Below are 16,091 nucleotides of genomic sequence, written 5' to 3' on the forward strand. Positions count from 1 at the left end.
TCTTTCTGAAATCTGCAACCTCCTAATCCTTACATCCACCATCTCCACTCCGACAGGGTATTTCCGCCCTGTCGGTTTTTTTATTTTAGGCATCAGGATTTGTTAATAAGAAACAGCGGAAGTAGTGAAGGGGATGGAATTGATTCTGGAGACAACTGTGATCGAAAGGGCGATCTGTAACTGGAACGGCCGCCAATGCACATTAAGCAATAATATTTCATGTATTTGAATTGTCTGAATATGAACTTTCATGGAGGAACTGTCGCACCTAATTTTACAATTCTTGATAATAAAAAAGTGAGTCTATGTAGGTAAGTCATTTGTTATAGATAATGGTTCCTCCAGATGTGATTATCAAAAAAAATGAATGAAACTATTTATACACGAAAAATTCCTTTGGTATTGATACATACTATTCTCCGTGATACAATTTGTATCAAAAGCGATCTTGAGAGGTGAAAGTATATTAAAGCATTATCCCCACCTAAACCTTTTGATAATTATTTTAAAATATGGGCCATTGTTTTACCTATAAATTCTTGGGTTTTAATGCCTTCAAATCCAGGAACAACGCCTGGGCTACTTTTCTCCTTGTTATCAGTTGCTTTTGTGCTTTTATTTGCTATTAGTCTAAAATTCAAAAACAATATGGAAGTTAAACAGGTAACCAATTATTTTTATAGAGACTTAATTATTTTCGTTTATGTATTAACGCTATTTAACGGTTTAGCACAATTAACTGTCTTATTCAAAATGAATGGAGGATATGACTACAATTTCGTGCACAATGTTATATTAGTTAACGAAAATGGCCATGTTTTTTTAAGATCTAGCCTATTTACTCAATCCATTTATCTTATTGCTGCTTCAATAATTTGCTTTTACACTAAGTATTTTTACAAGAAAGAGTGGAATAAGTACATATTCATAGGTACTTCTATATTTCTTATTTATGGGTTTTACGAATGGATTTATTATTTACTATTTGGAACAACTGGAGACTTTTTAAGTAACAGAGTATTTGCTTTAGATATTAACGGTAATCCTAGATTGGGGAGCATGAGTCAGAGAACTGATGCTTTTGGAATAGATACACTCAGAATGAAGAGTCTAACAGGAGAGCCAAGCGCTTTCGCGCTAACTGTATTACCTCTCTGGATATTCGCAATACATTTACGGAAACCTTTATTCCACATTCCCATGCTAATAGCATTAATTTTATCTACCTCTTCGACCGCATTTTTAGGAATATTAATTTATTTCATGTATAGAGTTTTGCGTTATCATTTAAGAGATAGATATTGTCAAATACTCATATATTTCTCCACAATTTTAGTTATCCTAAATTATAAAAGAGTTGCATCTGTTCTTGAATTCTTACTATTTAATAAGATTGATTCTCACTCTGGAATTCAAAGATCCTCTTCTATGTTCAAACATCTAGAATATTTTTCACATATGCCATTTTTCAATAAGTTGTTCGGGGTTGGATTTGGATATGTTCGGTCAACGGATTTTTTCTCTACATTATTGGTTAATAGCGGTATTTTTGGATTTATTTTCTTTAGTATATTTTTCTTATATCCAATGTTTAAATTAAAGAGAAACTATTTTAATGATGGTCTTAAAATTTCTTTGCTCATAATTTATGTATCCTTAATGTTATCCGTCCCGGAATTTTCCTACTTGACTACATGGTTATTTTTAGGGATAAGTTACAATCAGCTAGCGAGAGAAAAAAAATCAACAATTCTTCATAACTTGAAACTCGCAAAATTTCAATCATCAAAAGTAATGTGAGTATGTCGGGACTTAGAATTAAATGTTCGGTAAAGTAGATTTCTCATTCTTTGAGGGATACTTTACCGAACATTTTTTTTAGGAGAATTTAATCAATGGAATACGTTGTGCTTTAACTCAACTTTCGTACCTAGAATGTTAACTTAAACCCTTAAGGCGTAAGTAAGAATTCAATTTAGTTACTCCTATTGACTTTAGTTCATGGAAGTCTTGAGCAACCATGAAAAAGAATGGTGTATAACCCTATGAACAACAACACTCCTTGTTCAAACAATCTCGTTTTTCTAAACTTTTTGCTACGCTTCACATCGGGAAAGCTCTCAGGCGGGTATTTCCAAATCGTTTGGCCTTTCGATTTTAGCCATTTTTAGAGCTGAGAAAATTTGAGTAAATTATATTTTCATTCTTGATCATTATCATTTAGGTGCACGGATGATAGTCTGGCAGGGTATAATAAGAGAAGACGACTGTGCATCACAAGTTGATGTGAGAAGAGATGACAATCGCAGACAGGTTTTGCTTTTCGAAACTGCAGAATATGTGTATAATCACTCAAAATAGAGACAGTCGGCTAGGAGTGATCAACATGCAATGGAACGATCTGAGAGAACATAGACAATACCCTGAACTAACGAAACTGGATGGAGCTCGTGCAGCCTATGAGCGTGACTATTCCAGACTGATACATTCACCGACTTTTCGTCGGCTGCAAGGCAAATCGCAGGTGTTTGGTGCAGGAACGGGCGATTATTATCGCACACGATTGACCCACTCCTTGGAAGTGGCGCAGATTGCACGAGAAGCGGCAAGAAGTTTGCTGCGTCGCTACCCGGAGGTGGAGTTGAACCAGGCGGACAGCCCCGGACTGATTATTGATTCGGAAGTGGTGGAGTGTGCCGCGATTGCGCATGACTTCGGCCACCCGCCTTTTGGGCATAAAGGGGAAGAAGTGCTGGATGGCATCCTCGATGATCTCATCAACACAGAGGTCAAGAAAATCATGAAGAAAAATCGCGGGGCCAAATCGCCTCAACCGGAACCGGAGATTCGTGCAGAGCTCAAGCGGAAGTATGAGCACTTTGAAGGCAACGCGCATAACTTCCGTCTCATTATGTATTTGGAAAAACGGGAAGATATCGATGGGCTGAACCTGTCGGATGCGGTGCTGCTTGGCATCAATAAGTACCCGTATCCTGGCACGGAGAGCAAGAAAGGCATGTATCATCATGAATGGCAGTATATCCGCGAGATTCGCGATCGTTGGAACATTCCTGCTGGCAAAAAGACGCTTGAAGCGCAGCTTATGGACCTCTGCGACGATATTGCGTATTCCGCACATGATCTGGAAGATGGCATCAAGGCAGGCAAAATCGAAGTACACGAGCATTTCCTGCAAGATCCGCATATCAATCGATTGATTGTGGATAAGATTACGACACTGGAGGATCTGTTCTGGAACGGATGGACAAGGGAAGCGATTGGCAAAAAAGTTGAAGAAGTCCTCGCTTCGTTCCTGCGCATCTGGAATGAAAAGATGCCGTTCTGCGAGCATGATTACTCACGTACCCGCCGTGAGGTCAAGGCTTACTGGGTCAGCCTTTTTGTCGCTAGCCTGGGGGTTATTGATAACGGAGACTGGAAAAAGGTGACGTTTGTCCGTGAAGGCGCCGAGGATCTCGATATGCTGCGTACGGTAAGTGTGCTTAAGAGCTTTGCCTGGGTGACCATGATTCGTGACCTGCGTGTGCAGAGGTTGCAAAAGCGCAGTGAATGGATGATCAAGCGTCTGTGGGATGCTTTTCTTGACCCGGAAACATCCAAATCTATAATTCCGTCCGATTGGCTGCAACGTTATGAGAAGGATCAGGCGAAGGCGAATCCGATCTGGACTTGGGAGCATATGGTGATTGATTATATTGCCGGGATGACGGATGCTTTTGCCGAGAAAATATACAATGAACTATACGGCCTCAAGGTCGGTTCCATTTACGATCTGGATTAGAGATAAGCGAGACGAAGGGAGATGAGACGCTTGGGTGCGAACATCAGTGGAAAATACAATCTGGGCGTACTTGACCTTGTTCCAAGGTTGAACGGCGCCACAGCAGAGCAGGCGCTGCAACAATCCGTTACACTTGCGCAGCATGCTGAAGCATGGGGATATTCAAGGTACTGGACGTCTGAGCACCATGACATGGACGAACTTGCATCAGCATCACCGGAAGTGTTGCTTGCCCATATTGGCGCGCGGACGAATACAATCCAGCTTGGATCCGGTGCTGTGCTATTACCCCACTATAGCCCGCTTAAGGTAGCGGAGTCGTTCCGACTGTTGGCGGCGCTCTACCCGGGGCGCATTGAGTTAGGCTTGGGACGTGCTCCTGGGGGCGGTCCCCATGCAACGATGGCCTTGAGTGGCAATTACTTGCAGCATGTGTCCAAGTTGCCTGAATCGCTCGCGGCACTGACCGAACTACTGGAAGATCGATACACTTATGAGGAACATCCGGTGACGGCCCGCCCGATTCCGGAGCTTCCATTATCCTTATGGATGTTGGGTACCAACGTGAAGAGTGCTGAGTTTGCCGCTCGCTTCGGTATGGGGTATGTATTCGGACAATTCATGAGTGATGCGGATGGTACGGAAGCTGTGCGGCGTTATCGGGAGGGCTTTACCCCCAGCGCCAATAGGAAAGAACCGGAGGTTATGGTTGCTCTAAGTGTGCTGTGCGCGGAGACGCAGGAAGAGGCGTTGTCCTGGAGTAGCGAAATGGCGGAGAGACGCAGAACCGTCGGAAAAGAAGTTTCAGCGCAGTCTGACCATGTCAGCACAAGTACCGGCACCAACGACATGACCGATGCCAATGAGAATGAGGTACAACGGCATTATGCCGGTACACCTGAACAAGTCTCGAAACAGTTGCAGCAGGTGTGCCAAAGGCTGAATACGGATCGGCTGCTTGTAGTGACAACTGGACCAGATTACGAGAGAAGGTTGGCTTCATACAAGTTGCTGTTGAACGCATAAGAGGGCGGCTGCTAGCCGTTATGATACAAAGAATGGCGGGTTCCATACCGCCATCTGCATGGATTCAAATCGTAAGAGCTGCAGATCGGATATTAGCCGTATGCTGCAGCTCTTTTTTGCTTCATTTTAGTCTGAATTTTACATCATTCGATTCTGTTCAACAGGTGATGTGAAATAATCACAAGATTTTACAAATTAAAGCATGACTAAAACAAAAGAATGTTATAATACTTTACGTCTCTTTTCCTATAGATATAATAAAGAAAAGAGTAATTTGCAAGATGCCAAAAGAAGGGTAAAACAACGACAAAAGCACCTAAAATACGGAAGTGGCCGAAGATGGGCACAAGGGGGAAATCATATGTTCAGCAGATTCAAGATCAAGAGTATCGGTCTGCGTATCAGCATCGCGTTCTATCTATTAATCCTCTGTTTAATTCTTCTTAGTGTCACGATTGTTACACAAATGAACTCGATGGAAAAAAACACGAATATGATCACCAATAATTGGATGCCCTCCATCCAGCATATTAACCGATTGAATTATACAACAGAACACATTTTGTCATTGAGCTATCGTCACTTTGATGCACAGGCAGGGGCCAAAGCGGACCTTGCTGAAGAGCGCACCAAATACATTCGCGAAACGGCTCAGGCTATTAAAATATATGATCAACAGGAGAAGACCGATGAAGAAAAAGAACATTGGGAAGCTTTAAAGACAAAGTGGGAAGCGTATCTCAAAATTAACACGCAATCCATCAAGCTGAGTGATGAAGGTCAGGAACAACTGGCTAAGGAAGTATCCGAAAAAGGGGCAGCCTCCTTCGATGCCATGCAAGTTCATCTGGACTATCTAGTGAATTACAATCAGGAGCAGTCCGATCTCTCTGCGGCTCAGACGATCAGATCCGTCCAAGATGGACGAATCATTATCGTCATTGGTGTTCTTGTGATGATTATCATTACAGCAATTGCGATCCCTATTATCCGTTCACAAGTCGTTAAACCACTGCTTCGGGTGATCAGTGCCGTTAAACTGATTGCGGAAGGTCAATTGAATGTCCAGGACATACATACCAAACATGAAGACGAAGTTGGTGTTCTTGCCAAAGCCGTGAATGACATGAAAGGTAATCTGACCTCCATGGTACTGAATGTCAGACGAATCGCTGAAGCCGTCAACCGCCAAAGCAGTGAATTGGCCATTTCCTCTGAAGAGGTTAAGATCGGCAGTCGCCAAATTGCCATAACGATGGAAGAGTCGGCAAAAGCGGCAGAGAGTCAGGCGGAAACGGCTGTGGAATCCGCCCGTACCGTCGAGGGACTGAATGCAAACATTCAGCAACATTCGGAGCAGGGGCACCAGCTTCGGCTAATGTCAGACCTGATTCTGAAACAAGGACAGACCGGTCGCGAGTCCATGGAGCAATCCGTGAACCAAATGCTACAGATTGCAGGTGCAGTTTCGTCTTCCATGAACAAGATGGAACAGCTGGACCGCAAAAATGAAGATATATCGCAGTTGGTTCAAGTCATTCATGACATTGCGCGCCAGACCAACCTGCTCGCATTGAATGCTTCCATCGAAGCTGCCCGTGCAGGAGAGAGTGGACGCGGATTTGCAGTTGTTGCAGCAGAAGTGCGGAAGTTGTCTGAGGCCGTTCGGACTTCTGTAGAAGAGATTACCGTCATCACGGAGGATATTCAGAAGGATTCTCAGGGTGTTGTTGAGGAATTGCGAACAGGTGTACTGGAAACAGAACGAGGGCAGCAGCAAGTACGTAATTCCGGCAATCTGTTCCGTACCATTAGTGAGTCGGTAGAGGGTATGGTCCAGGTCATTGGTACAATGACGGATGGACTGGAAGGCATGCAGGAAGCGAGCGGACGCATGAATGATTTCAGTCAACAAATTTCGGCAGTATCCGAGGAATCCGCAGCAAGTGTAGAGGAAGTGTCTGCATCGGCCGAGGAACAGGTGAGTTCGATGGAAACAATTAGCGGCAATATTCAAACCTTGAAAGACCTGTCTGAAGATCTGCTTTCTTCCATTGAAAAATTAAAAATATAAAACCTCTTCTTATAATAGAAGAAACATGAAGGACGGCTACCATATTGAGCTCTACAAACAGCAAAGATTCAGTTGTCGGAAGTTATGTATATACCTTCGCTTGCCATGAGAATGAACGTGCCCTATGTGAATTGGAATTGGGAATGATGCTCGTACCTGGGACAGATATTGGTTCAGGAGATCACGCTTATGTTCGCTCCAATATTTGCATTCCACCAGGTAGAAGTCCGTTTGTCCGGGGCAGACTGGATGTGATGGCCGAAGCGGATACAGTGGCAGGTCTGAAATCTGCCGCTTCACAAATCAACCTGTCATCTGGTGAAACGTTCAAGGTTGTCTGCTTGAAAGATGGCGATGACATGCCGGATTATGCGCATTCCCGTCTGTTGGAAAAAGAGCTGGGTATGTGCATTCAAGGCAAAGCTATGATGAAACAGCCTGACGTGACTTTTGGACTAATGCATGTGAATGGAAAATGGCTCTTCGGTCAATGGACTGAAGCTGATCGCTCGTGGCAAACCCATCATCAGAAGCCGCAGAATTACTCCACAGGCCTTGGTGTTACGTTAGCCAGAGCGTTAGTCAATATTGCTATTCCGCAAGTGGAGGGACATCAATTGCTCGATCCATGCTGCGGAATGGGAACTGTTGTAATTGAGGCATTGTCGATGGGAATTGAGGCCAAAGGAAATGATTTGAACCCTTTGGCGGTACAGGGTGCGCGCATTAATCTTCCTCATTATGGGTATGATCCAACCAGAATTACCCTCGGGGATATGAATGATCTGGAAGGTTTCTACGATGCAGCCATTCTGGACATGCCATATAATCTCTGTTCTATTCTTCCGGATGAGGAACAACTTGCTATGTTGACGAGTTTGAAGAGACTTGCAGGACGGGCAGTGATTGTTTCCACCGAAAGGGTGGAGGGGCACATTCTGGATGCCGGATGGAACATCGATCATTATCGAACGGTGAACAAAGGTACGTTTATACGTCACATTTGGCTATGCACTTAGAACGACTGCGCTGAAAATAACAGAAAAAACCTCCATACCGGAAAAAATCCATTTTCCGGTATGGAGGTTTTTGATTATCGTTGGGAAACTACCTTACATGAATTTGTACAATTTCACATAGGAACATCTGGAATTTTTAGTATTTATGACTATAATTCACCAGATTGAGCGGAAGGGTTTTTCCGGCGATATATGCTTCCAAATTTTGAACAAAAATATCAAGTGCCCGCTCGGTGTATTGCTCTGTACTGCCTGCAATATGCGGAGTAATCAAGACGTTATCCTTACCCCATAGTGGATGATCTGCGGGGAGCGGTTCCTCCTCGAATACATCAAGTGCAGCAAAGGCAACCTGTCCACTGTCCAGTGCACCCAGCAGAGCTTCCGTATTCACGCTTGGGCCACGTCCCACGTTGACGAAACAGGAACCGGATTTGAAATGCTTAAATGCAGACTGATTATAGATATGATACGTTTCATCTGTGAGTGGCAAAATATTGATGACGTAATCGCCTTGCCCCAGAGCTTCGTGTAGGCCGGACATATTGTACATTTGGTCTACATTTGGAACGTCTTTTCCGGAGCGCCGAACCCCGATGACGTTCATGCCTAGCGCTTTGAGAATACGTGCGGTTTCTGATCCAATCTCTCCCACACCGACGATGACCGCTGTTTTGCCATGCAATTCCGGAAGTGGTTTGCTTGGTGATTTCCACTCCGCCTGTTGCTGGTGCAGCATTGCCTGTCTGAGCCAGCGACTGTGGGACAACATCATGCCCAGAATAATTTCGGTTATGGGAATGGCATGTACGCCATTAGCACTGGTTAGCAATATGCTTTTTTGTTCCAAATCTGAGAAAGGAAGGTTGTCCACACCTGCGGACCAGACCTGAACCCATTTCAAAGGGCTGTTTTCTTTCAGTGCATGTTCGGTTACCAGAGGAGACCAGCCTAAGATAATTTCGGCTTCTTTTAACTCCGATGTGTCAATCTCTTTGGCTTTGCCAACCGTAAGTGTATAACCTGGTGCTGCATCCAGAATGCGTTGCTGCTGCTTTGTCGACAATGATGGAAAACATACAATTTTACCCATAGTTTAGTGGCCTCCTGAATTGAAATAAGTTGTGGTATTAGTTTAGCAGAAAAGAAGGTGATGTGCGTAAAAGGCAGGAATACAGCCTCATGTGCAAATCCCAAAAATTGTGTCACTCTATACTTAACCAGCTTGAAACCATAGAGACGACTGTGAAATAATAAAACGAACTTTAGAAGAGGTGTATACCATGAATAACTATTCACATTCACATACGGATCTTCCATCCCGACGGGAACGATTATTTATTGCACTCCGGGTGCCTGCACATATTCAGAATTTACTTCGGATGTCTGCGGAACAGGTGCAAGGAAAGCTTGATTTTCGCAAATGGACGGACTACCGGGATTATCATATTACATTGCAATTTCTGGGAGATACCCTTGTTAGTGACATTGGACATCTGCGGAAAGCGCTGCGTTCGGTAACGGTTGGGTTCCAGCCTTTTGAACTGCAATTATCCGGATGGGGAACGTTCGGTTTGGAAGAGGCACCAAAGGTGCTGTGGAAAGGTGTTGAAGGAGAAATGGATCAACTTCATCTTCTGCAAAAACAGATCGTGGGCGCAACTTCTTCCCTTGGATTTGAGGCCGAATTAAGACCTTATTCTCCTCATATTACGATTGCGCGTAAATTTCTGGGCCAGAACCCAGGAAATGAAGATAAAGGAATATTTGGAGTGCTTCCAGGACAATTTTCAGGTGTTAATTCTTGGATGGTCCAAGATTTTGTGCTTTATGTGACACAGCCAGGTCAGGCGCCGATGTATGAGGTTGTGGATACGTTTTCTTTTTCCTGAAACTCATTGATATGACATAAAATCACATTGACATAACGTTATTCCCTATGTAATATTAGCCATCGTTATTCAAATTCTTTTTTTGTGGTTACTTAGATTAGGGAATTGTTTCGACAGGAGGAATCTTCGAATGGATATTATAAGCAAGAATCGTTGGGTAGCACCGATGTTATCTGTGCTGCTTGTATGTATAGTGGGGGCTAACGTCGTTCAGGCGACTGGAAAATGGAATGAGGCAAGTGATAGCAAACAGATGACCGAACTTGCGGCATCTGCAGAAAATAGCGAAAATTCTTTTAGCGGAGACAGGCGTATGATGGAAGACGGGACAAGTCTATCTTCTGATGCGTCTACACAGACTGATAACTGGACCAATTCGCTTCCGGCCAAGAACTGGCTGACGGCTGCCCAGGAAGAGCAGGAACAGAAAGAAGCCAAGGCTAAACATGCGGCCCGAGCTGCAGCAGCGGCCAAAGCGAAGAAAGAGGCTGCACTGAAATTGGCTAAAGTAAAGCGTGCCAAAGAGGTAGCTGCAATTACGACTCCCCCCCAAAAACTTTACTTTACACGGACCAAACTCCTGAACCAGGAAGACTCGAAACTTGCAACCTGGTCTTACAGTGTGTCCGATAAAGAGCTGCTTCTGCTGCAAAAAATCGTCATGGCAGAGGCGGAAGGTGAACCGTACGAAGGCAAAGTGGCAGTTGCCAATGTTGTCTTAAACCGGCTGCGGTCAGCCAATTTTCCCGATACCATTTACAAAGTAATCTACCAGAAATCTCAATTCAGTCCTGTAGCGAACGGGCGCTTGAAACGTGTTACTCCTAATGAGGACAGTATCAAAGCAGTTAATGCAGCGTTGAATGGGAAAAAGGAAGTCGCCGATGATACGTATTATTTCTTGTCATTGACGCTTGCGGACGATCTGACAGTGGCTCGCTCCCAGAAAAAAGTAAAAACGATCGGGCATCATACTTTTTACAAGTAATTGACCTGTAAATTCTGCAAACAGGCAGGGTAGTTAACTATGTATTCGCTACATAGACCTTGAAAAGCCCTGTAATGCAGTTTTATTTCGTCGTTTTTAATTTCATTGGTGATGATAGTTTCTTATTTAAATTACCCTTTTTTGCAGCAAATCATACGGAGATATGAATGAAATAAAAGAAGGTTCCCTTCCGGATTAATGGAGGGGAACCTTCTTTGTACATGTCTTTAAGAGATGAAACGCCTTCGTAGAACGATTAGAAGGGGTCATAGAGCTACTAGAATGGAATTCTGGTACCTGACAGCGAAGTTGCCCCAATTCCGGCTGTGAAGCGCTCCTTGGGCGCCGTTGTGACTTCCGCTGTAGCCGGGAACAATAAATCATGGACAGCCTGGGCACAACACGTTGGATCGTAGGTGTTTCTGTTCCCTGGTTTGTGGACTGATTTCAGCTGGCTTTCAGCTTCACGTGGTGCATAGATCTGCTCACACAAATGCCTGAAGCGATTGGTAATAACGTCAGCAGAGTGAATGATCTGGCCGTATCCGGCTTGTACAAAATATTCACAGTTCTCTTCTTCCTGTCCCGGCAATGGAGGTACGAATAACATCGGCAAGCCTTTAGCCAATGCTTCTGTACAAGTCATGCCACCTGGTTTCGTAATGAGCACATCGGATACGTCCATCAGTTTGCTGACCTCACGGGTATACCCAAGAATGCGTATATTCGGATGTTGGAAGCAGGACATTTCCTTCAGCTTGGCAATCATTTTCTCATTGCTTCCCAGACAGAACAGCAGCTGTACACGATCCGCCCATGACGTGAGGGTCTTCATATGCTCTTCATCAAAGGAAAGTCCCCATCCGCCCCCCATTAGCAGAGCAGTGGGCATGTTCTGAAGCCCCATTTCCTGTCGGAGGCTTACCTTGTCTCCTGCTTCCCAGAAGTCAGGATGAACAGGAATACCGGTAATTTGGATGCGAGAGGGTTCAACACCCCTGATCTCAAGCAGAGCCTTTACTTGTGGCGTGGATACCAAATATTTGTTGACCTCGGGATTAATCCACGTTGCATGTACGTCGTAGTCTGTGACCAGTGTATATAGTGGAATATTAAGTCCCTGACGTTTCAGTCGTGAGATGACCGCATTCGGAAATGGATGAGTACAGATCACGGCATCGGGTTTCAATTGGGATACGACCTGAGCCGTCTGTGTATAGAAAATCCGATGCAAGGCCAGTTTGGTAAATCCGTTTAGTGATTTGTTATATTGTGTCCGATACAGAAGACTGACCAGCTTGGGCTGAACGGTTAGTGTCTTGCGGTATGCAGACAGAATAAGCGGAGCCATGGTTGGATTTAAAAATTTGCCGAGCTCAATAACCCGACTATGCACATGTGGACTGACTTTCTTAATGCCGCTTGCGAGCGCATGGGCGGCCTGGGTGTGACCGGTGCCGAAACCTTCGGATAACAAGAGCACTCTTGGTTTTCGCATGAGTTCACCTTTATTCATCAATTTAAATTTAACATTCACAGTCATACCGCACGTTGCATTACTACATGAATATACAGCGAAGCGGAAAATCATGTTCATTCGTTACATATTTACACTATAGTTAATGTTCTGATACATCAAAACTTCGTTTTTATCCGTGTTATTGGAGTCATCATACACTATAGACGACGATAGAAGCAGTTTCCACTGCATTTCGGTTAAAAAAAATTAACACAATTTTTTAATGTTAGGGTTGCAATCTGATGATGAGAGTGGTAATCTTGGTTTTGACCGAATGACTGAATTGTATTTTTGGTCATTTAAAGAGGACGATCAACGAAAACGAGGAGGGATATGATGGCTCCGATTGACAGGAGACAGCAGGTCATTCATGCAGCCGCGCAGTCTTTTGCCATGTTTGGATACAAGGCAACCACGATGGATCAGGTAGCGAAGATTGCGAATGTTGGCAAGGGAACGATCTACACGTTCTTTACGAATAAGGAACAATTGTTTGATCAGATTTTGGTGGAAGTAATCCAGGAAATGAAAAACATTGCTCATCGTGAAGTTCATCAGGAAAGTGCTTTTTTTGATAATCTGTTTCGTGTGCTTGATTCATTGCTGGAGTTTCGCCGTGATCACGATTTGCTGGTTAAATTGTCCCAGGAGCTTAAGGATTTTGGAACTCTTCAGGCCAAGGAAGGTTTGGAGAAAGTGGAGAAAGTCATCTCCGATTTTCTGGCACGGGAGCTTGAGAAGGCAAGAGACAACGGAGAAATTCGTGATTGTGATCCACAAGTAGTAGCCTTTATGATGATTCGTTTGTACATTGCCCTCACCTCAGACTGGAGCAAGCTACACGAGCCGCTGAGCAAAGAGGAAATCAAGAATTACTTTCGCCTTTTCTTAATGGAAGGAATTGCTGCAGCAACGTAACCCGAATTTATTCTTACTATAATATGGGTTAGTCATACGATTGAAGGCAGTGAGGCTTGTCGAGAGACAGGTTTGTTTTTTTGCTCTAAAGTGACCGTTTGAGGAAAGTAGTCACTTCGTGTTTCGGTAAATTTACGAAACGCCTCAAATTAATTTCATTATGGTTATTCTGCTTAGGAAGCAGAGAGAACAAGGGGAGAAAATGACATGAAATCTTTATCCGTGTTTTTCAAGGATGTGGGATCGGCCGTGAGAAACCCGAAGGTGTTGATCCCCGTTATTGCAATTTTGTTTATACCGATTCTATATAGTGGTATCTATTTGGCGGCCTACTGGGACCCATATGGTCATGTCGATGAAATGCCGGTTGCGGTTGTTAACCTTGATAAAGGTGCAGAGCTGGAAGGCAAATCATTGCATGTCGGTAGTGACCTCGTGGATGAACTGAAGAAGAATGCAGATTTTAAATGGGACTTTGTCAGTGCCAGCCAAGCCAAAGAAGGCATGGAAAACGACAAGTATTATATGCAAATTACGATCCCGGAAAACTTTTCATCCCAGGCAACCACATTGCTTGATGACAAGCCAGAACCGGCTGATCTGATCTATGAACCGAATGGAAATTACAGCTTCGTGGGTGCGCAGATTGGCAAAACGGCCATCAAGGATCTGAAAGCTAAGGTTTCGGCCAAAGTAACGGAATCCTACGCGGAGACCCTGTTCGACAAGTTTTCCGAAGTGTCGGACGGATTGGCAGAAGCTGGCGAAGGCGCAGGAGAATTGAATACGGGCGCAGGCAAGCTGGATGATGGAGCTGTGAAGCTCAAGGATAATCTGGAGAAGCTGGCATCTGGTACTTTGGAACTTCAGGATGGCTTGTCTCCACTAAGTGATGGCGTCAATGCACTACACACGGGTGCAACCAAACTTGAAAGTGGAACATCGAATCTGGTATCCGGTTTGCAGCAGCTTCAAGCTGCGGCGACAAGCCAGCTTCAGAGCGGTGCAGACCAGCTGAAGGATGGCAGTGCCAAGCTGGAAACTGGACTGAAGTCTTCCGTGGACGGAGCAGGCAAGCTGCAAGCGGGTCTGCAATCGTCAGAGCAAGGCAGTGCGAAGCTGTCTGAGGGTCTGCAAAGTGCAGTCCAAGGCAGTGGCACCTTGGCCACTGGCCTGCAATCGGCAGTAGATGGCAGCAGCAAGGTTGCTGACGGTGCTCAAGGCGTTGCTGACGGGTTGAAGCAGCTAGCTGCATCCAACCCTGAACTGGCAGCCAGTGAAGACGTACAGAAGCTGCTGGCAGCCAGTGCAGCAGTCGCTGAAGGCAGTAAGCAACTGCATGAGAGCGAACAAAAGCTTGCGCAGGGTGCAAATCAATTACATCAGGGCAATCAGCAACTGGCAGCAGGTGCGTCCGAGCTGCATGGAGGCCAAGAGCAGCTTCTGACAGGTGCGAATCAGTTGGTGGATGGTCAGCAGCAATTGCTGGCGGGCGCTGGACAGCTTAGCCAAGGCGGAGCGAAACTCTCCGATGGTCTGAAGCAATTTAGCGGCAAGCTGGGCGAGGCTGCAAGTGGCGGCACATTGCTGGCAGATGGAGCCAAGCAACTGGGCTCCGGAACTACAGCCCTGCAAACGGGTGTGGGTAAACTGAGCGGTGGTGTGAGTTCGCTAACGGACGGCTCCAAACAACTCGGTGACGGAGCAGGCAAGCTGGCAGACGGTTTAACTGAGCTGAAAGACGGCTCAAGCGAACTGGCTACCAAGCTGAACGATGCGGCTCAGAAAACGTCAGAAGTCAAGAAAACGGACGATGTGGTGAATATGTTCGCTGAACCTGTGAATACGTCCGAGAACACAACAGAGAACGTGAGCAATTACGGTACAGGGTTGACGCCGTTCTTCCTGTCCATCGGTTTGTTTGTTGGATCGCTGATTTCAACGATTGTTTTGAAGATGCGGGAAACATCCGTACCGGGTGCAACAGGTTGGAACCGTTTTGTCAGCCGTACACTCGTATTCGGCTTTGTGAGTATTATCCAATCCGTAATCGTGGCAAGCTTCATGCTCTACGGTCTTGGACTGGAAACGCACAGTGTACCGCTGTTCTATCTGTTCACGATCTTTACGGGACTGACCTTTATGTTTATTGTTCAGGCCCTCGTAACTTGGCTTGACTTGCCAGGACGTTATGTTGTCATTCTGTTATTGGTCTTCCAGCTTGCAGCAAGTGCGGGAACCTTCCCGGTAGAGCTGATTCCGTCGTGGCTTCAGGCATTTAGCCCTTGGCTGCCAATGACGCACAGCATCATGGGCTTCAAAGCAGTTGTATCCAGTGGCAATTTCGATGTGATGTGGCATCAGGTCGGTATTCTGGCAATCTATGCAGGTATATCTGTGTTGCTGACCTTGGCTTTCTTCCTTTGGAGCGGCAGACGTCGCAAAAAAGAAGCCGAAGTGACTGAATCCGGTCAAGTGGTGACGGCATAAGCCGAATTAAACCGGAATAGGACAGAATAGTGAAAATAAACTTTGAACTCAAGTATCAAAATTATGCAATATAGTAGTCAAATAGTGCAAAGAGTCTGCGACCCGAAAATGGGCTGCAGACTCTTTTTGTATACAAATGCATAAGGATGAAGATATTCGCTGGATCATGGCAAGAGAAATTGGCCCAACTATGGTTAAACGCAGGCCACATATGGAATGATTTTCTTTTGTCAGCAATTAAAATTAGTTGTACTCTGACATAAAATGTGTATAATTATCCGAAAAAGAGATGAATTTTAGCATCAGCACACTAAAGCTGTACTGCAAAACATTTCTTATCAGAGGTATTAAAAAGTTTAAATT

11 protein-coding genes are annotated in these 16,091 nt (G+C 44.8%); 9 read left to right on the forward strand and 2 right to left on the reverse strand.

The window, feature by feature from the left end:
* The first annotated feature begins 549 nt into the window (after positions 1-549).
* From G3352_RS10650 to G3352_RS10670, 5 genes are all read left to right on the forward strand, one after another.
* Complete coding sequence (locus G3352_RS10650; protein WP_163756316.1) at positions 550-1,800, forward strand: hypothetical protein; 1,251 nt, start codon at positions 550-552, stop codon at positions 1,798-1,800.
* 586 nt (positions 1,801-2,386) lie between these two features.
* Positions 2,387-3,802, forward strand: a complete 1,416-nt coding sequence (locus tag G3352_RS10655) for a deoxyguanosinetriphosphate triphosphohydrolase family protein (RefSeq protein ID WP_064640144.1) — start codon at positions 2,387-2,389, stop codon at positions 3,800-3,802.
* Positions 3,803-3,832: 30 nt separating this feature from the next.
* Positions 3,833-4,828 carry an MsnO8 family LLM class oxidoreductase gene (locus G3352_RS10660; protein WP_240343017.1) on the forward strand — a complete coding sequence of 332 codons (996 nt, stop codon included), beginning with the start codon at positions 3,833-3,835 and terminating at the stop codon, positions 4,826-4,828.
* 361 nt (positions 4,829-5,189) lie between these two features.
* On the forward strand, positions 5,190-6,902 hold the full coding sequence (locus G3352_RS10665; protein WP_163756318.1) for a methyl-accepting chemotaxis protein: 1,713 nt from the start codon (positions 5,190-5,192) through the stop codon (positions 6,900-6,902).
* Between the two features lie 44 nt (positions 6,903-6,946).
* On the forward strand, positions 6,947-7,921 hold the full coding sequence (locus G3352_RS10670; protein ID WP_240343018.1) for a TRM11 family SAM-dependent methyltransferase: 975 nt from the start codon (positions 6,947-6,949) through the stop codon (positions 7,919-7,921).
* 136 nt (positions 7,922-8,057) lie between these two features.
* Here G3352_RS10670 and G3352_RS10675 read toward each other — a convergent pair whose 3' ends face one another.
* Positions 8,058-9,014, reverse strand: coding sequence for a D-2-hydroxyacid dehydrogenase (locus G3352_RS10675; protein ID WP_163756320.1), 957 nt, complete (start codon positions 9,012-9,014; stop codon positions 8,058-8,060).
* Positions 9,015-9,204: 190 nt separating this feature from the next.
* Between G3352_RS10675 and thpR the strand changes: the two genes are divergently transcribed.
* Both thpR and G3352_RS10685 read left to right on the forward strand, forming a co-directional pair.
* Positions 9,205-9,813, forward strand: a complete 609-nt coding sequence (thpR, locus tag G3352_RS10680; protein ID WP_163756322.1) for an RNA 2',3'-cyclic phosphodiesterase — start codon at positions 9,205-9,207, stop codon at positions 9,811-9,813.
* 130 nt (positions 9,814-9,943) lie between these two features.
* Positions 9,944-10,801, forward strand: a complete 858-nt coding sequence (locus G3352_RS10685) for a cell wall hydrolase (protein WP_163756324.1) — start codon at positions 9,944-9,946, stop codon at positions 10,799-10,801.
* A 277-nt stretch (positions 10,802-11,078) separates the two neighbouring features.
* On the opposite strand, the gene G3352_RS10690 is transcribed toward G3352_RS10685, so the two are convergent.
* Complete coding sequence (locus G3352_RS10690) at positions 11,079-12,299, reverse strand: MGDG synthase family glycosyltransferase (protein ID WP_163756796.1); 1,221 nt, start codon at positions 12,297-12,299, stop codon at positions 11,079-11,081.
* Positions 12,300-12,656: 357 nt separating this feature from the next.
* Here G3352_RS10690 and G3352_RS10695 point away from each other — a divergent pair, with 357 nt between their 5' ends.
* Positions 12,657-13,238, forward strand: coding sequence for a TetR/AcrR family transcriptional regulator (locus G3352_RS10695; protein ID WP_163756326.1), 582 nt, complete (start codon positions 12,657-12,659; stop codon positions 13,236-13,238).
* A 207-nt stretch (positions 13,239-13,445) separates the two neighbouring features.
* The gene (locus G3352_RS10700; RefSeq protein WP_163756329.1) at positions 13,446-15,728 is read left to right on the forward strand and encodes a YhgE/Pip family protein; all 2,283 of its coding nucleotides are present in this window, start codon (positions 13,446-13,448) and stop codon (positions 15,726-15,728) included.
* Positions 15,729-16,091: the final 363 nt, after the last annotated feature.

This window comes from Paenibacillus sp. ALJ109b (assembly GCF_010747435.1).
In the GTDB taxonomy this organism is placed as follows: domain Bacteria; phylum Bacillota; class Bacilli; order Paenibacillales; family Paenibacillaceae; genus Paenibacillus; species Paenibacillus taichungensis.